Here is a 17,464-nt window from a genome sequence, read left to right on the forward strand (position 1 = left end):
CGACGAAGCAACCTGTCAACGGATCAGCAGCCACAACGCTTCCCGATATTGACGGCACCTGTCGGGCATGTCCGACCCTCTGAAATCGGCCCCTGAAAAATTCAACCAAGAAGGCGAGATGGACACCCTCAAACACCTTAGTCGCGAAGCGCTCGAGTCCGAGGTCAAGCGATTACGCGCCGCCTTGCAGAGCACTGAAGTCGACAATGAGCGCGACATCACGGCGCGACTGCACGCCAGTCAGGCCGCGCTCGCTCGTAGTGAGGCGCGGCAGCGCGCGGTTTTCGAGAGTGCAGTGGATTTCGCGATGGTCGTCACTGACCTCGGCGGATACATCACGGAATGGAACTGCGGCGCAACCAATGTGCTGGGCTGGTCCGCCGAAGAGGTTCGCGGCCAGAGCGCGGCCTGCTTTTTCACACCTGAGGACCGCGCCGCCGGCCGGGTCGAACAGGAAATGCAGCGCGCCCTTGTCGAAGGCCGTGCCTACGATGAGCGATGGCATTTGCGCAAGGACGGCGAGCGATTCTGGGCCTCTGGCGAGCTGATGCCGCTCTACGATGAAGACCAGGCTCATTTGGGCTTCGTGAAAATTCTCCGCGACCGTACTCAGGAGCATCTGTTCGGGCGCGCCATAATCGAAACCAAGGAACGCTATCGACTGGCCGTCATGGCCACCAGTGATGCGGTGTGGGACTGGGATCTGCAAACCAACCAGATCATCTGGAACCAGGCGTTGCAACAGGCGTACGGTTTCCCGCTGGAGAACGTTGATCCCAGTGGCGACTGGCGGTTCGCGCGGATCCATCCGCAGGATCAGGCGCGGGTGCAGGCATCGATCCGCGCCGCCATCGAAGGCGACGGCACGACATGGAGTGCCGAGTATCGGTTCTGCTGTCAGGATGGCTCCTATGCCGAGGTGCTCGATCGCGGGCATTTGATCCGCAATCAATCCGGCCAGGCCGAACGCATGATCGGCGCGATGCTTGACCTCACGCGCTCGCGCAGTGCCGAAACGGCGTTGCGCCGCAGTGAAGAGCGTTTCAGTACCATTCTGGAAACCATCGAGTCGGCGTTTGCCATCGTCAAAGTCAAATTCGACGCCAACGACGAGCCAGTCGACTACTACTTCGTCGAGGCCAACCCGGCGTTCGAGCGCCAGTGCGGGGTCAACCTGCGCGGTAAATGGGTGACCGAATTCGCGCCCAATCTGGAACGCTTCTGGTTCGAAACCTACGGCCACGTGGCCAAGACCGGAGAGCCGGCGAATTTCGAGAACTACGCCAATACCTTCGAGCGCTGGTTCGATGTGCGCGCGGTGCGGGTCGGTGACCCGGCCGACCGGCAGATCGCGATCCTGTTCAACGACGTCACCGAGCGGCGCGCGGCAGAAGACCGCTTGCGAGCCAGTGAGGCGATCGCCCGGGAGAACGTCGAGCGCGTGCAACTGGCGCTCGCGGCCGGCGCCATTATCGGCACCTGGCACTGGGATCTGCTGACCGACCGTTTTGCCATCGACGAAGGCTTCGCTCAGGTGTTCAATCTCGACCCGGCACTGGGGCGTGAAGGCCTAAGCCTCGAACAAGTGATCACCAGCGTGCACCCCGACGACCGCGATAGCCTGACCACGGCAATCGACGAAGCCATTAGTCGTGGAGGCGCTTATTCCCATCAGTACCGTGTACGGCGCGAGGACGGCAGATACCAGTGGATCGAGGCGAACGGGCGTGTTGAATGTGCAGAGGACGCAACGCCGCTGCGCTTTCCCGGCGTGCTGATTGATGTCGAGGAGCGCCGCACCGTCGAGGCGGAGCGCGACCGGGCTATTGCCGCGTTGCGTTCGCTCAACGACACCCTAGAACAACGGGTGTCATCGCGCACCGCCGAGTTGATGCAGGCAGAGGAGAAACTGCGTCAATCGCAGAAGATGGAAGCGGTCGGCCAACTGACGGGAGGCCTCGCTCACGATTTCAACAACTTGCTGGCCGGCATTTCCGGCGCGCTGGAGTTGATGGGTGCGCGGATCAATCAGGGCCGCTTGAACGAAGTCGACAAGTACATGGTGACTGCACAAGGCGCGGTCAAGCGTGCCGCCGCCCTCACCCACCGCCTGCTGGCCTTCTCCAGACGCCAGACCCTCGATCCGCGGCCCACCGACGTCAACACGCTGATGACCGGCATGACCGAACTGATCCAGCGCACGGTGGGCCCGAGCATTCTTCTGGAAACCATTGGCTCGTCGGTGCTCTGGCCGACACTGGTCGATGCCAGTCAACTGGAAAACGCCCTGCTCAACCTGTGTATCAACGCCCGCGATGCAATGCCCGACGGCGGACGCATCACCATCGAGACCGCCAATCGCATCATGGACGCCGAGACCGCTGGCGCGCTGGACATGCCCGAGGGCGAGTATGTGTGCCTGTGTGTCACCGATACCGGCACTGGCATGTCGGCCGATGTCATCGCCAAGGCCTTTGACCCGTTTTTTACCACCAAACCGCTAGGCCAGGGCACCGGGCTGGGGTTGTCAATGATCTACGGGTTTGCCAAGCAATCCGGCGGCCAGGTGCGCGTGCACTCGCAGGTCGACCGGGGCACCACGATGTGCATCTACCTGCCTCGTCACCGTGGCGATCCCGTGCAGAGTCACGATGACAATCACATCGCTCCGGCGTTGGTGCCCAAGGCCAGCGAGACCATTCTGGTGGTCGACGATGAACCCACCGTGCGCGCCTTGTTGACCGAAGTGCTCGGCGATCTCGGCTACAACCTGCTTGAGGCGGGCGACAGCGTTGCCGGACTGAAGGTGTTGCAATCGAACGTGCGCATCGACCTGCTGATCACCGATGTCGGCCTGCCGGGTGGCATGAACGGCCGGCAGCTGGCGGATGCCGGCCGGGAGATCCGCCCGAACCTGACCACGCTCTTCATTACCGGATATGCGGAGAACGCAGTGATCGGCGCCGGTCAACTTGGCCCTGGCATGCAGGTGCTGACCAAGCCCTTCGCGGTCGACACACTGGTAGCGCGGGTCAGTGAATTGATGTGCTCAAAATCCGAATGAACGACCGCTGCGGCGGAATAAACCAGGCAGACTGGCTGCGGCCAAGGAGTGATAAATGGTGAATTTCCTGATTTTTCTGATCGCGTGCGGTGCGGCGGCAACCACCGGCATGGTTTTCCAGCCCGGCCAATGGTACGCGCAGCTCAACAAACCGAAGTTCACGCCACCCAACTGGGTGTTTCCGGTGGCCTGGACGACGATTTATCTGCTGCTGGCCTGGGTTGGCTATCGCTTGACCATGATTCCCGGCAGCGAACAGGTGCTGGCATTGTGGGCGGCGCAGATTGCGCTGAACACGCTGTGGACGCCGGTGTTCTTCGGCGCGCAGCGGATCGTTGCCGCGATGATCATTCTCGTGCTGTTGTGGTTGGTCGTCGCAACGATGGTGATCCTGGCCTTGCGCCTGGACGTGATCACCGGGTTGATCCTGTTTCCCTATCTGGCCTGGCTGTGTGTCGCTGCGGCGCTTAATTTTTCGATCATGCGCAATAACCGGATTGGTTAGTGTGCGCCCGTCACGAGGATGACGGGCACTTCAACTGGCGCCGGCTACCCGTGACCAATCCCGGCGCTCTCGCTGAATTCAACGCTCAGAAATCCACCGTCGCCGACAGCAGATAGGTTCGCGGCGTCGCCAGCGTCAAACCCGGCTCGCTGTCATCCGAAGCCCCGGCGGAGCTCCAGTAACGCTTGTCCGCCACATTCTCCACGTTGGCCCGTAGCGTGATGGTCTTTTCGTCGACCCTGAACGCGTACCGTGCACCCACATCAAAGCGCTCCCAGGCGTCAATTTCCTTGTTGTTGGACTGATCCAGATACTGCGAGCTGGAATAGATCCCCCGCCCGGTCAATGTCAGCCCCTGCACGTTCGGCACGTCCCACTCGGCGCCCAGGTTGACGTTGTACTTGGGCGTCGCCGGTGCACGATTGCCGTCGAACGTGCCGTTGGTGGTATGGGTCAGTTCACTGTCGATATACATGACGCCACCCAGCAGTCGAAAGCCTTTGAGCGGTTCGCCGAACACAGACAGTTCCACACCGTCGTTCTGCCGTTTGCCGTTGGGGCCGAACACCCGCGTAACGGCGTTGGTTTCGTAAGCCGGCTGCTTGATCCGGAACACCGCCGCGGTCAGGCCGAACGAGCCGGCGTCGTACTTGGCGCCCACTTCGACCTGGCGGCTGATGAATGGCGGGAAGATTTCGTCCTCGTTCACGGAGGTCGACGGCGCGATCTTGCCCTGGCTCAAGCCTTCCATATAGTTCGCGTACAGCGACAAATTTTCGGTGGCCTTGAACAGAAGACCACCCGAGGGCGATACCTTTTCCTCATCGTAGGCGGTGTCGCCCTTGACGTTGTCGGACCAGTCATCAACCTTCACGCGCTGCCAGCGCGCCCCGAGGGTCAGCAGCAGACGGTCATCGAAGAAACCCAAGGTGTCGGCCAGGGCCACGCCGCTGAAGCGATTCTCGGTGTAGACCTCGGCATCCTGCCGTGTTGGGCGCACGGGTGTCCGGGTTTCCACCGGGTGGTAGAGATTGCTGGGGGCTGCTGCATAACGCGCGCCGCCGTTCTCGAAATCCATGTAGAAATAGCTGGCGGCCAGATTGATCTCGTGGCTCACGGGTCCGGTGTGAAACCAGTTGCGCACACCGGCCGTTGCCGTACGGACGTTTTCGTCACGGGTGAAATCCCGGGGCTGGACACTGAAGTCCCCGGCGTTGTTGGTCACCGAAACCGCGTGCCGAAGAAAATCGTGATTGCTTTTACGTGCGCCGACACCGCCATACAGCATCGTCGAATCGTTGACATCGAACTCGGCGTTGACCGTACCGAACGTATCTTTGGTGCGCGCCTTGCTCCAGGGTTGCGCGTAGTTATGGCGCACATCACTGGCGCTCGGTACCCGCGCATTGGCGCCGACCTGGACCCGCTCCTGCGGCGCATCGGTGTCACGTTCCGTGTGCCCGACATCAGTCGAGAGCCGCAGGCGCTCACCACGAAAATCCAGGCCCAGCACCGCCATGTCACGATCGACACTTTGATGATCCCACTCGGTATCGCCGGATTGTTTCACGCCGTTGAAGCGCAGGCCGAACTGATTGTCTTCGCCAAACCGCCGGCCGACATCCACCGCGCCGCCGACCTGGTTGTTCGACGCGTAGTTGGCGGTCAATGAAGTGATCGGCGTGTCGGTCGCGCGTTTTGGCACGACGTTGATGCCGCCACCGACGCTGCCGCGCGGAGAGATACCGTTGATGAGTTGGCTCGGGCCCTTGAGGATGTCGACGCGATCGGCCATTTCCATGTCGATCGTGTAAGTGGGCAGCACGCCGTAGAGGCCGTTGTAGGCGACATCGCTGTTGAAGAGGCTGAAACCGCGAATGGTGAATTGCTCGTAGCGGCCGCCGGCCGGGTTGGTTGCGCGGACGGAGGGATCGCTGGCGATCAGATCGCCCAGGGTACGCGCCTGCTGATTCTTGACCGCCTCGCTGGTGTAGGTAGTCATGCTGAACGGTGTTTCCATGAAATCCCGCGAGCCCAGCAAACCTTGCGAACCCCGTCGCGCCACCTGGCCGCCGGCGAATACATCCCCTCCACCGGCGTCCTGGGCCCCAAGAATTGAGGTCGGCGCCAGTTGCAGGCTGCCGCCCTCGGGCGCTGGCACCAGAATGTAGGCTTGTTCGCCCACCGGTTGCAGTTGCAGGCCCGAGCCGGAGAGCAGCCGGGCGAAGCCCTCTTCCACCCCGAAATCACCGGCCAGTCCCGAACTGCTGCGCCCGCTGACCAGCGCCGGGTCCACTGACAGATTGACGCCGGCCAGTCCCGCGAAGCGGGTCAACGCGGCACTCAGGCTGCCGGCCGGCACTTGATAACTGCGACGGGCGTCGTCGGCCCGGCTCTCGGACATCACCAACGGGCTGGTACTCAGACTCAGCATCAGGCTCAACTGCAATAATGGACGCATACGGCTGGGAAATACTGCGGACATGGGGAGAAGCTCTCGTTTTCAGTTCACTTGACTGAAATGACCAGCGAGGAGAAAAAAAGGGACAGGCTTCAACCGATATTTTTCCGTGGCACCAAAGTGACCCAGTAACGCGTACGAGATTGCACGTCCAGCGGCAAGCTCGCGGCCAGCAGGGTCAGCACGCGATCGGTGTTGTCGAGACGGAAACTGCCAGTGACACGCAGGGTTTCCAGCGCCGGATCCCAGCGCAGCAATCCGGATCGATACCGGCCCAGCTCACGCAGAAAATCCCCAAGCGGCTGGTTTTGCGCCATCAGAACACCGCTGCGCCAGTCCGGCAGCATGGCGTCGAACGTGCCAATCGGGCCAGCACCACTGGCTTGCAGGCTGATCCGTTGCCCCGCATGCAAGGTCAATCCCGGCCCTTGCAGGGGTTGCAGCTGCACAGCCCCGCTGACCACCGCAACCTGACAAGTGCGCTCGTCGAGCCGCACGCAGACTTCACTGCCGCTGACCGTGATCCGACCGTATGGGGAGCGGATCGCCAATGGCGCGGCGCCCGACACCCTGAGCGCCATTTCACCGCGCACCAAGGTTAACTGACGGGCCGCAAGATCGACGTTCAGCGCACTGTCGGTATTGAGCTGCAAGACGCTGCGATCGGCCAGCGGCCATTTTTTGCGTTCACCCGTACCGGTGTGCAAATCGGCGCGCCAGACATCCAGCGGCAATTGACGACTGATCAGCCAGGCCGCTGGCACCAGTGCGGCAACACCGAGCATGCGTTTGAGCGCTGCACGCCGTGCGGGATCTGGTCGGTCCAGGGTGGCCATCGCCAGCGCCGGGGGCAGTTCGCAGAAGCGTTGACGCAACAGTTGGGCTTTTTGCCAGGCGTTTTCGTGGCTGCTGTGACTGTTACGCCACGTTTGCAATCGGGCGTGATCGGCGTCCGTCGCCTCGCCGGATTCAAACAACGCCAACCACTGTGCAGCGGCCCGTGCGACCTCGCGGGCCTCGCTCGACGGTGCCGTGCGCATTACATGTCCACCAACAGACAGTGTTCGTAAGCCTGGGCCATGTAGCGCTTGACGGTGCGTTCGGACACTTGCAGGCGTTCGGCAATTTCGCGGTAGCCCAGGCCTTCGAGCTGACTCCACAGAAATGCCCGGCGTACGGCGCGCGGCAGGCCATCGAGCAATTCATCAAGCGCCTGTAGGGTTTCCAGCAGAATCCAGCGCTGCTCCGGGGACGGCACGCAGTCTTCAGGGAGCTGTGCCAGAGCATTCAGATAAGCCTGCTCGAGGCTGCGCCGGGTGTAGAAATTGCTCAGCAGTCGCTTGCCGACCGTCAGCAGATAGGCGCGGGGCTCACGCATATCGACGAGCGCTTGCGAACTGCCGAGCACCCGCAGAAACGTATCCTGACTCAGGTCAGCGGCATCCCACGCATTGCCCATGCGTCGGCGCAGCCAGTTTTCCAGCCAGCCTCGATGATCGCGATACAGGTCGTGCAGGCTGTGTTCCGGTGGCTTGGCCGCTTCAATCATCTCAACAGATCCTGCCTGAAGGATACAAATGAGAGTGATTCTAATTAATATACTGGCGTGAAACCACGTTCTTTTCCGGCGATTTCAAGCGCATGCCTGTCACGAAGAAGAAGAGCGCTTCAACGTCTCGCTCGGCAACTCCTTGAACAACGCTCGGTAACTGCTTGAAAAACGCCCCAAATGCCAGAACGACCAGTTCATCGCGACCTCCGCCACCGTGGTGTCCGCCGCTGAACGTTTGAGCAGTTCCCGCCGCGCACTGTTGAGCCTGCGCAAACGCAGCCAATGACTCGGCGACATCCCGGTGTAGGCCTTGAAGGTCTGCTGCAACTGGCGCACGGAAACTCCGGCGACCCGCGATAACTCGAGCAGATTGAGGGTTTCTTCCGGCGAATCCGCTGCCCACTCGCCCACGCGTTTGAGGGTGATTCGCTCTTCGGCGCGACGCTGCAAGCCACCACCGTCCAGACACACGCTCGCGTTGTCGAGGATGAACAGGCAGTCCTCCAGCAACTGCTGGGTCAGCGCTTCTTTGCTTGGCTGATCAAGGGTTTGCGACAACTTCGTGAGCGTGGAGCTTAACCAGCGGCTGAACAATCCGTTCTGCGCGCCATTGAGCGGCGCCATGAACAAACCTTCCAGCCTGGCCATGTCCAGGCCGTTGCGGCGGACGAACTCCGGGCCGAACACCACGGCGATTTCCTGGTAGTTCTCCGGGGTGATCCAGATGTTGCGGCTCTCTTCATTGAGCAGATAGAGCGCGTTGTCGCTGCGATCAAAACAGAACGCCAGCGACCCTTGCGGCGCGCTGAAATTCTGCTCGACCCGGGTGTTCATCTGTTCTTCGTAAACCTCAACACCCTGCAAATCCAGATAGCGGATCTGCCCGGCGAAATGCCCTGGCGACATCTGCTGGTAATGCTGCACCCAACCCGGCGTGGCGCGGATTTGCTCGGTGACATCGGCGGTGTTGAACGCTTGAACCTGTAGCGGATTACACGTTGTCATGGGAGACCTTGCGCACTCTTTTGGTGCGCTTTGGTGCTGCTGAAAGTGGATAGATGGAACAACAAGGCCCGCCCAAGATAGTCGTCAACGCGCCACAGGGGAAGCCTGCGAAAGATGAAATCGCACTTCCCCCGCGTCAACAAAACCAACGACGAGGTCTTTATGAATGCCCCTTTCGATCAGCTGTTCACATGGCTGAAAGATCACAAGATTACCGAAGTGGAATGCGTGGTCAGCGACCTGACCGGCATCGCCCGCGGCAAAATTGCACCGACCAACAAGTTCCTGCATGAGCGAGGCATGCGCCTGCCGGAAAGTGTGCTGCTGCAAACGGTAACCGGGGATTTTGTCGACGACGACATCTACTACGACCTGCTCGACCCGGCCGACATCGACATGGTCTGCAAGCCGGTGAGCGACGCGGTGTACGTGATCCCGTGGGCCATCGAGCCGACCGCCATCGTCATCCACGACACCTTCGACAAGTTCGGCAACCCGATCGAACTGTCGCCGCGCAACGTGCTGAAAAAAGTCCTGCAGCTGTACACCGACAAAGGCTGGAAGCCGATCGTGGCGCCGGAAATGGAGTTCTACCTGACCCAGCGCTGCGAAGACCCGGACCTGCCGCTCAAGGCACCGCTGGGCCGTTCCGGTCGCGCCGAAAGCGGTCGCCAGTCGTTCTCCATCGATGCGGCCAACGAATTCGATCCATTGTTCGAAGATGTCTACGACTGGTGCGAACTGCAAGGCCTGGACCTGGACACGCTGATCCACGAAGACGGCCCGGCGCAGATGGAAATCAACTTCCGCCACGGCGACGCGCTGGATCTGGCCGACCAGATCACCGTGTTCAAACGCACCTTGCGTGAGGCGGCGCTCAAGCACAACGTCACCGCAACTTTCATGGCCAAGCCGATCGGCGATGAGCCCGGCAGCGCCATGCACCTGCACCAGAGCGTGGTCGAGATCGCCAGCGGCCAGCCGATTTTCGCCAATGCCGACGGCAGCATGAGCGACCTGTTCCGCCATCACATCGGCGGCCTGCAGAAGTACATCCCGAAAGTGCTGCCGATGTTCGCGCCGAACGTGAACTCGTTCCGCCGCTTCCTGCCGGACACCTCGGCGCCGGTCAACGTCGAATGGGGCGAAGAAAACCGCACCGTCGGCCTGCGGGTGCCGACCTCCGGGCCTGAGGCGATGCGAGTTGAAAACCGTCTGCCGGGCGCCGACGCCAACCCGTACCTGGCCATCGCCGCCAGCCTGCTGTGCGGTTACATCGGCATGGTCGAAGGCATCGAACCGAGCGCTGCCGTCGAAGGCCGGGCTTACGAGCGCCGCAACCTGCGCCTGCCAATCACCATCGAAGAAGCCCTGACCCAGATGGAAGAGTGCGACACCGTCGCGCGCTACCTGGGCAGCAAGTTCGTGCGCGGCTACGTCGCGGTGAAACGCGCCGAGCATGAAAACTTCAAGCGCGTGATCAGCTCCTGGGAGCGGGAGTTCCTGTTGCTGAGCGTCTGATTAAAACAACAAAAACCAACCCACGATCGTTCCCACGCTCTGCGTGGGAATGCAGCCCGGGACGCTCTGCGTCCCAAGAGCGGACGCGGAGCGTCCATTGAGGCATTCCCACGCGGAGCGTGGGAACGATCAGCAAGAGTCGCCTGAAAAATCCAATAATTCGAAGAGGTGTCGATATGCGTCTGTTGAAATCCCTGATTCCCGCCGCACTGGCATTGGCGTGCAGTGCCGGTGCCTTCGCCCAACCCCAGGTCAGCGTCTACAACTGGACCGATTACATTGGCGAAACCACCCTCGCCGACTTCCAGTCCTCCAGCGGGATCAAGGTGATCTACGACGTTTTCGACTCCAATGAAACCCTCGAAGGCAAACTGCTTGCCGGCCGCACCGGGTATGACGTGGTGGTGCCGTCCAACCACTTCCTCGCCCGTCAGGTAAAGGCCGGTGCGTTCCTCAAGCTGGACCGCTCGCAACTGCCGAACTGGAAAAACCTCGACCCGAAACTGCTGGCCCTGCTTGAGAAAAACGATCCCGGCAACCAGCACTCGGTGCCGTATCTGTGGGGCACCAATGGCATCGGCTACAACGTCGACAAGGTCAAGCAAGTGCTGGGCATCGATCACATCGACTCCTGGGCCGTGCTGTTCGAACCGGAAAACCTGAAGAAACTCACCCAGTGTGGCGTGTCGATGATGGACTCCGCCGATGAAGTGTTCCCGGCGATCCTCAACTACATGGGCATGGACCCGCGCAGCGAGAAACCCGAAGACTACAAGAAGGCCGAAGAGAAACTGCTGAGCATCCGGCCATACATCACCTATTTCCATTCTTCGAAATACGTGTCCGACCTGGCCAACGGCGACATCTGCGTGGCCTTCGGTTATTCCGGCGATGTGTTCCAGGCCGCCAACCGCGCCAAGGAAGCCAAGAACGGCGTGAACATCGCGTACTCGATTCCCAAGGAAGGCGCGAACCTGTGGTTCGACCTGCTGGCGATTCCCGCTGATGCCAGCAACACCAAGGAAGCCCACGCCTTCATCAATTACCTGCTCGATCCGCAAGTGATTGCCAAGGTCAGCGCCTCGGTCGGCTACGCCAACCCGAACCCGGCGGCCAAGCAATACATGGATCCCGAGCTGGTCAACAATCCCGAGGTCTATCCGTCCCAGGAAGTCCTCGACAAGCTCTACATCTCCTCTACCCCGCCCCAGTCGATCATGCGTCTGATGACCCGGTCCTGGAGCAAAGTGAAGTCGAACAAATGAATCAGTACACCCAGGAACACGCACACTCCTATTACGCCGCATCGGCCCGGGCCAGCACACCCTATCCGGAACTGGCGGGTGATCTGATCGCCGACGTCTGCGTGATCGGTGGCGGTTTCACTGGCGTCAACGCGGCCATTGAACTGGCGCAGCGCGGACTCTCGGTGATCCTGCTTGAAGCCCGGCGCATCGGCTGGGGCGCCAGCGGGCGCAATGGCGGGCAGTTGATTCGCGGGATCGGTCATGACGTCGAAGGCTTCGCCCGGCATGTCGGCAGCGAAGGCGTGCGCTACCTGCACCGGGCCGGGATCGATTCGGTGGAGCTGGTGCGCCAGCGCATCACCGACAACGCCATCGAGTGCGACCTGCGCTGGGGCTTCTGCGAGCTGGCCAACACCCCGGCGCAGTTCGACGCCTTCAAGGCCGAGCAGGAAAGCCTGGCGCAGTTGGGTTACCGCCATGAAACGCGGCTGGTCGCCCCTGAGCTGATTCGTCAGCAAGTAGTGAACGCGGGGGTCTACAAGGGCGGCCTGATCGACATGGGCTCAGGCCATCTGCACCCGCTCGACCTGGTGCAGGGTGAAGCGCGGCTGGCGGCGTCCCTCGGGGTGCGGATTTTCGAGCAGAGCCCGGTGCTGGAAATTCTCCACGGTTCGACCGTTCAAGTCCGCACCCAGAGCGGCACGGTGCGCGCCGGCAGTCTTGTGCTCGGCTGCAACGCGCATCTGGATGAACTTGAACAGCAACTCAGCGGCAAAGTGCTGCCCGCTGGCAGTTACATCATCGCCACTGAACCGCTGTCGGCGGAACGCGCCGCCGAGCTGATTCCGCAGAACCTGGCGCTGTGCGATCAGAAAGTCGGCCTCGACTACTACCGGCTCTCGGCGGATCGGCGCTTGCTGTTCGGCGGCGCCTGCCATTATTCGGGACGGGACCCGGCGGACATCGCCGCGTACATGCGACCAAAGATGCTCAAGGTGTTCCCGCAACTGGCGGATGTGCGCATCGACTATCAGTGGGGCGGCAAGATCGGCATCACCGCCAACCGCTTCCCGCAGGTCGGCCGTTTGAAGCAGCACCCGAACGTGTTCTACGCCCAGGGCTATTCCGGTCACGGTCTGAACGTCACCCACTGGTGCGCCAGGCTGCTGGGCGAAGCGATTCATGCCGGCCACAGTCAGGGCATGGACGTGTTCAGCAATGTGCCGCACATGACCTTCCCCGGCGGCCCGGCGCTGCGCTCGCCACTGCTGGCACTGGGCATGTTCTGGTATCGCCTGCGGGAGCTGCTGGGATGAGGCCTGCCGGTTAAAGCGCCCCGCGCATTTGCTCTATCGCGAAGCACTTCTATATTGATGAAGTGCTTTTGCGTTCCTGACGCTCAGTGCCCACACACCCTGGAGGTCATGGATGGAGTCGTCAGCCGCCGATCAACCGCGAGCGCCCGGCCAGGCGCCGATCAAGACCCGGCGTTTCAGCATTTCGCTGGTGTGGATCGTGCCGATCGTCGCGGTGCTGGTGGGCCTCTCGCTGGTGGTGCACAACCTGATGCAGGAAGGCCCGACCATCACCGTCACCTTCAAGACCGGCAGCGGCCTGACCGCCAACAAGACCGAAGTCAAATACCGCAACGTAGTGATCGGCCAGGTCACGGATGTCGAACTGAGCGACGACCAGAAAAGCGTCAACGCCACGATCAAACTGGCCAAGCAGGCCGAAACCTTCACCCGCGAAGACTCGCAGTTCTGGGTCGTTCGCCCACGCATTGGTGCGGGCGGTGTCTCGGGCATCGACACATTGCTGTCCGGCGACTACATCGGCGCCGACATCGGTCAGTCCAGCTCGCGCTCGAAGCATTTCAAGGGCCTGGAGAACCCACCGCCGATCACCTACGGCGAACCGGGTAAACGCTTCAACCTGCATGCCTCGGACCTCGGTTCGCTGGACATCGGCTCGCCGGTCTATTACCGCAAGATTCCGGTGGGCCAGGTGGTGGCCTACGCGCTGGATGCCGATGGCAAAGGAGTGAACATCGAAGTGTTCATCCATGCGCCGAACGACGCCTACGTCACGGAAAACACCCGGTTCTGGAACGCCAGCGGGATTGATGTCAACGTCGGCGCCAACGGTTTTGCGGTGAAAACCGAATCGTTGTCGACCTTGCTGGTGGGCGGCATCGCCTTCCGAGCGCCGGAGTACAGCCCCAACGACGTTGCCGCTGCCGAAGAAAGAACCTACGACCTGTTTGAAGACCAGCAAACCGCCCTCGCCCCGCCCAACGGCAAAGCGCAGTACCTGACCCTGCGTTTCGATCAGGCCCTGCGCGGGCTGAAAGTCGATGCGCCGGTGGAATTCCTCGGCATCGAGATCGGCCGGGTGGTGAGCGTCAACCTGGACTTCGACGCGAAAAAGCGCAGCTTCCCGCTCAACGTCGGCATCGTGATTTACCCGCAGCGCCTCGGTCAGGCCCACATCAAGATGCTCAAGGTACTCGACCACAATCCGGACGATGAAGCCGCTGCCGTGCGCCTGATTGGCACCTTTATCGACAACGGTCTGCGTGCCCAGGCTCGCAGCGGCAATCTGCTGACCGGCCAGTTGTACATCGCGCTGGATTTCTTCCCCAAAGCCGAAAAAGTCGCGTTCGACCCGACCGCCCGCCCGATCAGCGTTCCGACCGTCCCCGGCAGCCTCGAACAGTTGCAGGAAAAACTCGAAGCAATGATCGACAAGCTCAACAAACTGCCGGTGGAACGGATTGCCGGCAACCTCGACAGCAACCTCGTGGAATTGCGCAAAGGCCTGAGCCAGTTCAACGCCAGGACCCTGCCCGGCGTACAGAACACCCTCGCCGACCTGAGCAAGACCCTGCAGTCGGCCAGCTCGACCCTGGCCGAAGACTCGCCGCAACGCGAGCAACTGACCGAGACCCTCGACGAGCTTGGGCGCATGTCGCGTTCGCTGCGTGAGCTGTCCGATTATCTGGGCCGTCATCCGGAATCGTTGATTCGCGGCCGCCCCGACAACGCCGCGCCGCTGGACCTCAAAGGGCCGCCGCGCAACTGAGCACAGGAGCTGTCCCATGGCTTTACCGCTGAAGTTCACCGTGCTCGCCATTGGCTTGCTGCTCGGCGCCTGCAAAAGCGCTCCGATCAGCTTTCATACCCTGACGCCGACGCAACCGATGGCCGGCCGCGCCGGCTCGGAAATCGCCATCGAAGGCATCAGCGTGCCGCCCCAGGTCGACCGGCCGCAAATCGTGATCCGCCAGGGCAACAGCGGCCTGGCGATCCTTGAGACCGAATGGTGGGGCGCCAGCCTCAGCGATGAGTTGCGCAGCGCGCTGGTGGATCAGCTCAGTAATGCCGGCGGCCCGCGCAAAACCTCGGTGCGCATTGATGTGCAACGCTTCGATTCGATACCCGGCCAATACGGGCTGATCGACGTCAAATGGCGCCTGCGCCAGGCCAACACCGGAGACGACGCCCTGCTCGCTTGCCGCTCGCTGCTGCAAACCCCGTCCGGGCCGAGCATTGACGATCTGGTGGCGGCCCAGCAGAACAACGTCAAGCGTCTGGCCGCGTTGATCGGTCAGGCGGCGGGCACTGCGCGGGGCTGTCCACCGGCGTCCTGAGCGTCCGTCTTCAAAAGGACGGTAAAACGACAACCGTGGGGCTCACGGGTTGTCAGGTCGACCTGCCAGTGCTCGCGATTGCAAATCCGCTGCACCAGTGACAACCCCAGCCCAAGCCCCTCGCCTCGACGCTCGTCACCCCGCACGAATGGCTGGAACATCGCTTGTCGGCGTTCTTCTGGAATGCCGATGCCACTGTCTTCAACCACAAATCCGCATTCCCCGACGGTCAGCCTCACAAAACCCTGATCGGTGTAATGCCAGGCATTGCGCAGCAGGTTACCCATCACTGACTGCAAAAAGGTCTGGTTGTAACGAGCCGTGCCGGCCGGATTGATGTCGCAAAAAAATTCCAGCCCTTTTTCGCGGATCAGCCTTCCCCAGATCTCCGCCTGAACGCGTGCAACTTCCCCAAGGGAAACGCAAATGTCGCCACCGGTATCTTCCTGGGCGCGGGCGAGCATCAGGAAGGTATCCACCAATTGACGCATTTCATGACTGGCCCGTGCGATGCGGTTGACCTGCGCGGCCGAGCGGGTATCGAGCGACGGATTGGCGAGCAGCAACTCGCAGGCGCCGCCGAGCACCATCAACGGTGTGCGAAGTTCATGACTCACGTCGCTGGTGAACAGTTTTTCGCGGCTCAGCGTGTCGCGCAGCCGGCCCAGTGTCTGATCGAACGAGAGTGCCAGTTCTCCGACTTCGTCCGCCGCGTAGTCCGGATGCAGAGGCGGCGCCAGCACCAGTAACTGGTCGCGGTGACGCACCTGGCGCGCCAGACGGATGACCGGAGCCATTACCCGTCGTGCCAGCAATCGGCCCAGCACAATCGCCAGCAGAATGCTCAGGATGAACCCGACCGCCACCACAATGAACAACAGACGCTCACGCTGTTCGAGACTTTCCTGGTCACGCAACAGCACGTACTTGCGTCCGCCCACCATCTCGACCATGGCGAAAAAGCCATCGCCCTCGAACATGACCTCCTGAAACCCCGGCGACAGAGCCGCCAGTGACGGGACCAGCGCCATGGCGCCCGGTCCACCTTCGAAGAAAAACAGCTCGCTCTTTTCCGGTCGATGGCTCCAGCGACTGATGTCATCCATTGCCAGCAAACGATGCAGTCCGCCCATCAAGGTCGTGGCCGTCAACTTGTGTTCCACCACATGCACGGTGGCTACGATTCCCAGCGCAAATACGCCGGCCACCAGCGCACTCATCGAGGCGAATACGATGACGATCCGTTTCGTCAGGCTTTGCTTGAAATCCATTCGGCTGCAGGACTCCACCTCGGTTATCAGACTCAGCGGTCAACATCCGGTGTGTACTCAATAGATGGACCGAACAGATTCAGCTTCACCTCAAACAGCAACTGTTGTTAAGCCAGCCCGGTAAAAAAAGCGTATTTGAGTCTGGTTATCAGAAACTTGATTAATTGCACATTTCCAACTCCCGCAAATTTTTCACATGTTCTTCACTGCGGCCCGACGTGAATAGCCCCAACATTCAGCCAGCATTCAAGTACGCAACCATAAAGTTGATTAAATCGCAGGCCAATTGCGCCTGCGAAGTTAAGGGGCATGGCGTGGAGCGACAGATGCTATTAACAGCAGTCTATAAACAACGTCGAATATTGCGACCTGGAAAACTGCTGACGGTCATCGGTGCAGGGGTGGCGATTGCGCTGGTCAGCGGCTTTGTCTGGGTAACCCGCTCCCCCATTGATCTGGGACACGCGGGGCAAGCCTCAAGGGCTGATTGGACCAGGGCCTGGCAGGCGGGCGAAGTGGTGGCACTGGTGCGCCATGCTGAACGTTGCGACCGCTCCGACCATCTTTGTCTGGGCCCGGAAGACGGCATCACTCAGGTAGGCAATGACTCGGCTGTGCGGGTGGGCAAGGGTTTCACGAGCCTGGGCATGCAGCAGGCACAGGTATTCACCAGCCCGCTGACCCGGACCGTGCAAACGGCGCGTGCCATGTTCGGGCAGGACGCTACTGCACAGACCTGGCTTGAATCCTGCGGTTCGTCGCTGCGTAACGAGGTGGTGGCGCACAAAGTTGCACAGCGCAATCTGGTGCTGGTCACCCACAGCGGCTGCATCAGCGACTTTGAAAAACAGACTGGTTTCCCCCATGCGATCGCCGCTGATTATGGAAGCACGCTGTTTGTTCGCATTGATGCCAAGGGGCAACTTAAAGTGCTGGGCATTCTGAATGCCGAGGCTTGGTCTCAACTCAATAGTGATTAACGTCCTGGTTACAGCTAATTGACAGTTCTGAGCTGTTTTTAATTAAACAAAGCACACTTCATTAAATTGTAATGAGAAATGTATCTACCCCCCGACTTGCTGGACAGCTCGTTTTTTCATGCTTGGCTATATCGCGAGAACTTCGACCTGGAGGTACGACAGTTCTCTGGATACAGGAAATGCCCGACACCTGCATTCATTCAACA

13 protein-coding genes are annotated in these 17,464 nt (G+C 60.9%); 8 read left to right on the forward strand and 5 right to left on the reverse strand.

Annotation, left to right across the window (positions count from 1 at the left end; genetic code table 11):
* The first annotated feature begins 118 nt into the window (after nucleotides 1–118).
* Together ACTJK7_RS01085 and tspO are read left to right on the forward strand one after the other, a co-directional pair.
* The gene (locus ACTJK7_RS01085) at nucleotides 119–3,064 is read left to right on the forward strand and encodes a PAS domain-containing protein (protein ID WP_440779609.1); all 2,946 of its coding nucleotides are present in this window, start codon (nucleotides 119–121) and stop codon (nucleotides 3,062–3,064) included.
* A 58-nt stretch (nucleotides 3,065–3,122) separates the two neighbouring features.
* Nucleotides 3,123–3,569, forward strand: coding sequence for a tryptophan-rich sensory protein TspO (gene tspO / locus ACTJK7_RS01090; protein WP_440779772.1), 447 nt, complete (start codon nucleotides 3,123–3,125; stop codon nucleotides 3,567–3,569).
* Nucleotides 3,570–3,654: 85 nt separating this feature from the next.
* Here the strand turns inward: tspO and ACTJK7_RS01095 are convergent, their stop codons facing one another.
* The 4 genes from ACTJK7_RS01095 to ACTJK7_RS01110 form a co-directional block, all read right to left on the reverse strand.
* Nucleotides 3,655–6,054 carry a TonB-dependent siderophore receptor gene (locus ACTJK7_RS01095; RefSeq protein WP_440779608.1) on the reverse strand — a complete coding sequence of 800 codons (2,400 nt, stop codon included), beginning with the start codon at nucleotides 6,052–6,054 and terminating at the stop codon, nucleotides 3,655–3,657.
* 68 nt (nucleotides 6,055–6,122) lie between these two features.
* Nucleotides 6,123–7,070, reverse strand: a complete 948-nt coding sequence (locus tag ACTJK7_RS01100; protein WP_323151990.1) for a FecR domain-containing protein — start codon at nucleotides 7,068–7,070, stop codon at nucleotides 6,123–6,125.
* On the reverse strand, nucleotides 7,070–7,579 hold the full coding sequence (locus ACTJK7_RS01105) for a sigma-70 family RNA polymerase sigma factor (RefSeq protein ID WP_108562011.1): 510 nt from the start codon (nucleotides 7,577–7,579) through the stop codon (nucleotides 7,070–7,072). The genes ACTJK7_RS01100 and ACTJK7_RS01105 overlap by 1 nt, the downstream gene beginning before the upstream one ends.
* A 99-nt stretch (nucleotides 7,580–7,678) precedes the next feature.
* Nucleotides 7,679–8,587 (reverse strand): helix-turn-helix domain-containing protein, encoded by a 909-nt coding sequence (locus ACTJK7_RS01110; protein WP_440779607.1) that lies wholly within the window; start codon nucleotides 8,585–8,587, stop codon nucleotides 7,679–7,681.
* 162 nt (nucleotides 8,588–8,749) lie between these two features.
* Here ACTJK7_RS01110 and ACTJK7_RS01115 point away from each other — a divergent pair, with 162 nt between their 5' ends.
* The 5 genes from ACTJK7_RS01115 to ACTJK7_RS01135 all read left to right on the forward strand — a co-directional run bounded on the left by ACTJK7_RS01115 (nucleotide 8,750) and on the right by ACTJK7_RS01135 (nucleotide 15,007).
* On the forward strand, nucleotides 8,750–10,108 hold the full coding sequence (locus ACTJK7_RS01115; protein ID WP_064384094.1) for a glutamine synthetase family protein: 1,359 nt from the start codon (nucleotides 8,750–8,752) through the stop codon (nucleotides 10,106–10,108).
* Between the two features lie 176 nt (nucleotides 10,109–10,284).
* On the forward strand, nucleotides 10,285–11,373 hold the full coding sequence (locus ACTJK7_RS01120; RefSeq protein WP_064381539.1) for a polyamine ABC transporter substrate-binding protein: 1,089 nt from the start codon (nucleotides 10,285–10,287) through the stop codon (nucleotides 11,371–11,373).
* Nucleotides 11,370–12,671 carry an NAD(P)/FAD-dependent oxidoreductase gene (locus tag ACTJK7_RS01125; protein WP_064381537.1) on the forward strand — a complete coding sequence of 434 codons (1,302 nt, stop codon included), beginning with the start codon at nucleotides 11,370–11,372 and terminating at the stop codon, nucleotides 12,669–12,671. The genes ACTJK7_RS01120 and ACTJK7_RS01125 overlap by 4 nt, the downstream gene beginning before the upstream one ends.
* 112 nt (nucleotides 12,672–12,783) lie before the next feature.
* Nucleotides 12,784–14,439 carry a PqiB family protein gene (locus ACTJK7_RS01130; RefSeq protein ID WP_440779606.1) on the forward strand — a complete coding sequence of 552 codons (1,656 nt, stop codon included), beginning with the start codon at nucleotides 12,784–12,786 and terminating at the stop codon, nucleotides 14,437–14,439.
* Between the two features lie 16 nt (nucleotides 14,440–14,455).
* Nucleotides 14,456–15,007, forward strand: a complete 552-nt coding sequence (locus tag ACTJK7_RS01135; RefSeq protein WP_440779605.1) for a PqiC family protein — start codon at nucleotides 14,456–14,458, stop codon at nucleotides 15,005–15,007.
* On the opposite strand, the gene ACTJK7_RS01140 is transcribed toward ACTJK7_RS01135, so the two are convergent.
* Nucleotides 14,965–16,278 carry a sensor histidine kinase gene (locus ACTJK7_RS01140; RefSeq protein ID WP_440779604.1) on the reverse strand — a complete coding sequence of 438 codons (1,314 nt, stop codon included), beginning with the start codon at nucleotides 16,276–16,278 and terminating at the stop codon, nucleotides 14,965–14,967. The two genes, ACTJK7_RS01135 and ACTJK7_RS01140, sit on opposite strands and share 43 nt — an antisense overlap.
* Nucleotides 16,279–16,604: 326 nt before the next feature.
* Between ACTJK7_RS01140 and ACTJK7_RS01145 the strand changes: the two genes are divergently transcribed.
* Nucleotides 16,605–17,258, forward strand: a complete 654-nt coding sequence (locus tag ACTJK7_RS01145) for a histidine phosphatase family protein (protein WP_108562021.1) — start codon at nucleotides 16,605–16,607, stop codon at nucleotides 17,256–17,258.
* Nucleotides 17,259–17,464 lie beyond the last annotated feature (206 nt).

Origin of the sequence: Pseudomonas sp. 22085 (assembly GCF_052045815.1) — a bacterium.
Classification (GTDB): domain Bacteria; phylum Pseudomonadota; class Gammaproteobacteria; order Pseudomonadales; family Pseudomonadaceae; genus Aquipseudomonas; species Aquipseudomonas glycinae.

Excerpts from the sequence above, each read along its gene's own strand:
- ACTJK7_RS01085 (WP_440779609.1), top strand. The coding sequence starts at position 119 with ATGGACACCCTCAAACACCTTAGTCGCGAAGCGCTCGAGTCCGAGGTC.
- ACTJK7_RS01095 (WP_440779608.1), bottom strand. The coding sequence starts at position 6,054 with ATGTCCGCAGTATTTCCCAGCCGTATGCGTCCATTATTGCAGTTGAGC.
- ACTJK7_RS01100 (WP_323151990.1), bottom strand. The coding sequence starts at position 7,070 with ATGCGCACGGCACCGTCGAGCGAGGCCCGCGAGGTCGCACGGGCCGCT.
- ACTJK7_RS01105 (WP_108562011.1), bottom strand. The coding sequence starts at position 7,579 with ATGATTGAAGCGGCCAAGCCACCGGAACACAGCCTGCACGACCTGTAT.
- ACTJK7_RS01110 (WP_440779607.1), bottom strand. The coding sequence starts at position 8,587 with ATGACAACGTGTAATCCGCTACAGGTTCAAGCGTTCAACACCGCCGAT.
- ACTJK7_RS01115 (WP_064384094.1), top strand. The coding sequence starts at position 8,750 with ATGAATGCCCCTTTCGATCAGCTGTTCACATGGCTGAAAGATCACAAG.
- ACTJK7_RS01120 (WP_064381539.1), top strand. The coding sequence starts at position 10,285 with ATGCGTCTGTTGAAATCCCTGATTCCCGCCGCACTGGCATTGGCGTGC.
- ACTJK7_RS01125 (WP_064381537.1), top strand. The coding sequence starts at position 11,370 with ATGAATCAGTACACCCAGGAACACGCACACTCCTATTACGCCGCATCG.
- ACTJK7_RS01130 (WP_440779606.1), top strand. The coding sequence starts at position 12,784 with ATGGAGTCGTCAGCCGCCGATCAACCGCGAGCGCCCGGCCAGGCGCCG.
- ACTJK7_RS01135 (WP_440779605.1), top strand. The coding sequence starts at position 14,456 with ATGGCTTTACCGCTGAAGTTCACCGTGCTCGCCATTGGCTTGCTGCTC.
- ACTJK7_RS01140 (WP_440779604.1), bottom strand. The coding sequence starts at position 16,278 with ATGGATTTCAAGCAAAGCCTGACGAAACGGATCGTCATCGTATTCGCC.
- ACTJK7_RS01145 (WP_108562021.1), top strand. The coding sequence starts at position 16,605 with ATGCTATTAACAGCAGTCTATAAACAACGTCGAATATTGCGACCTGGA.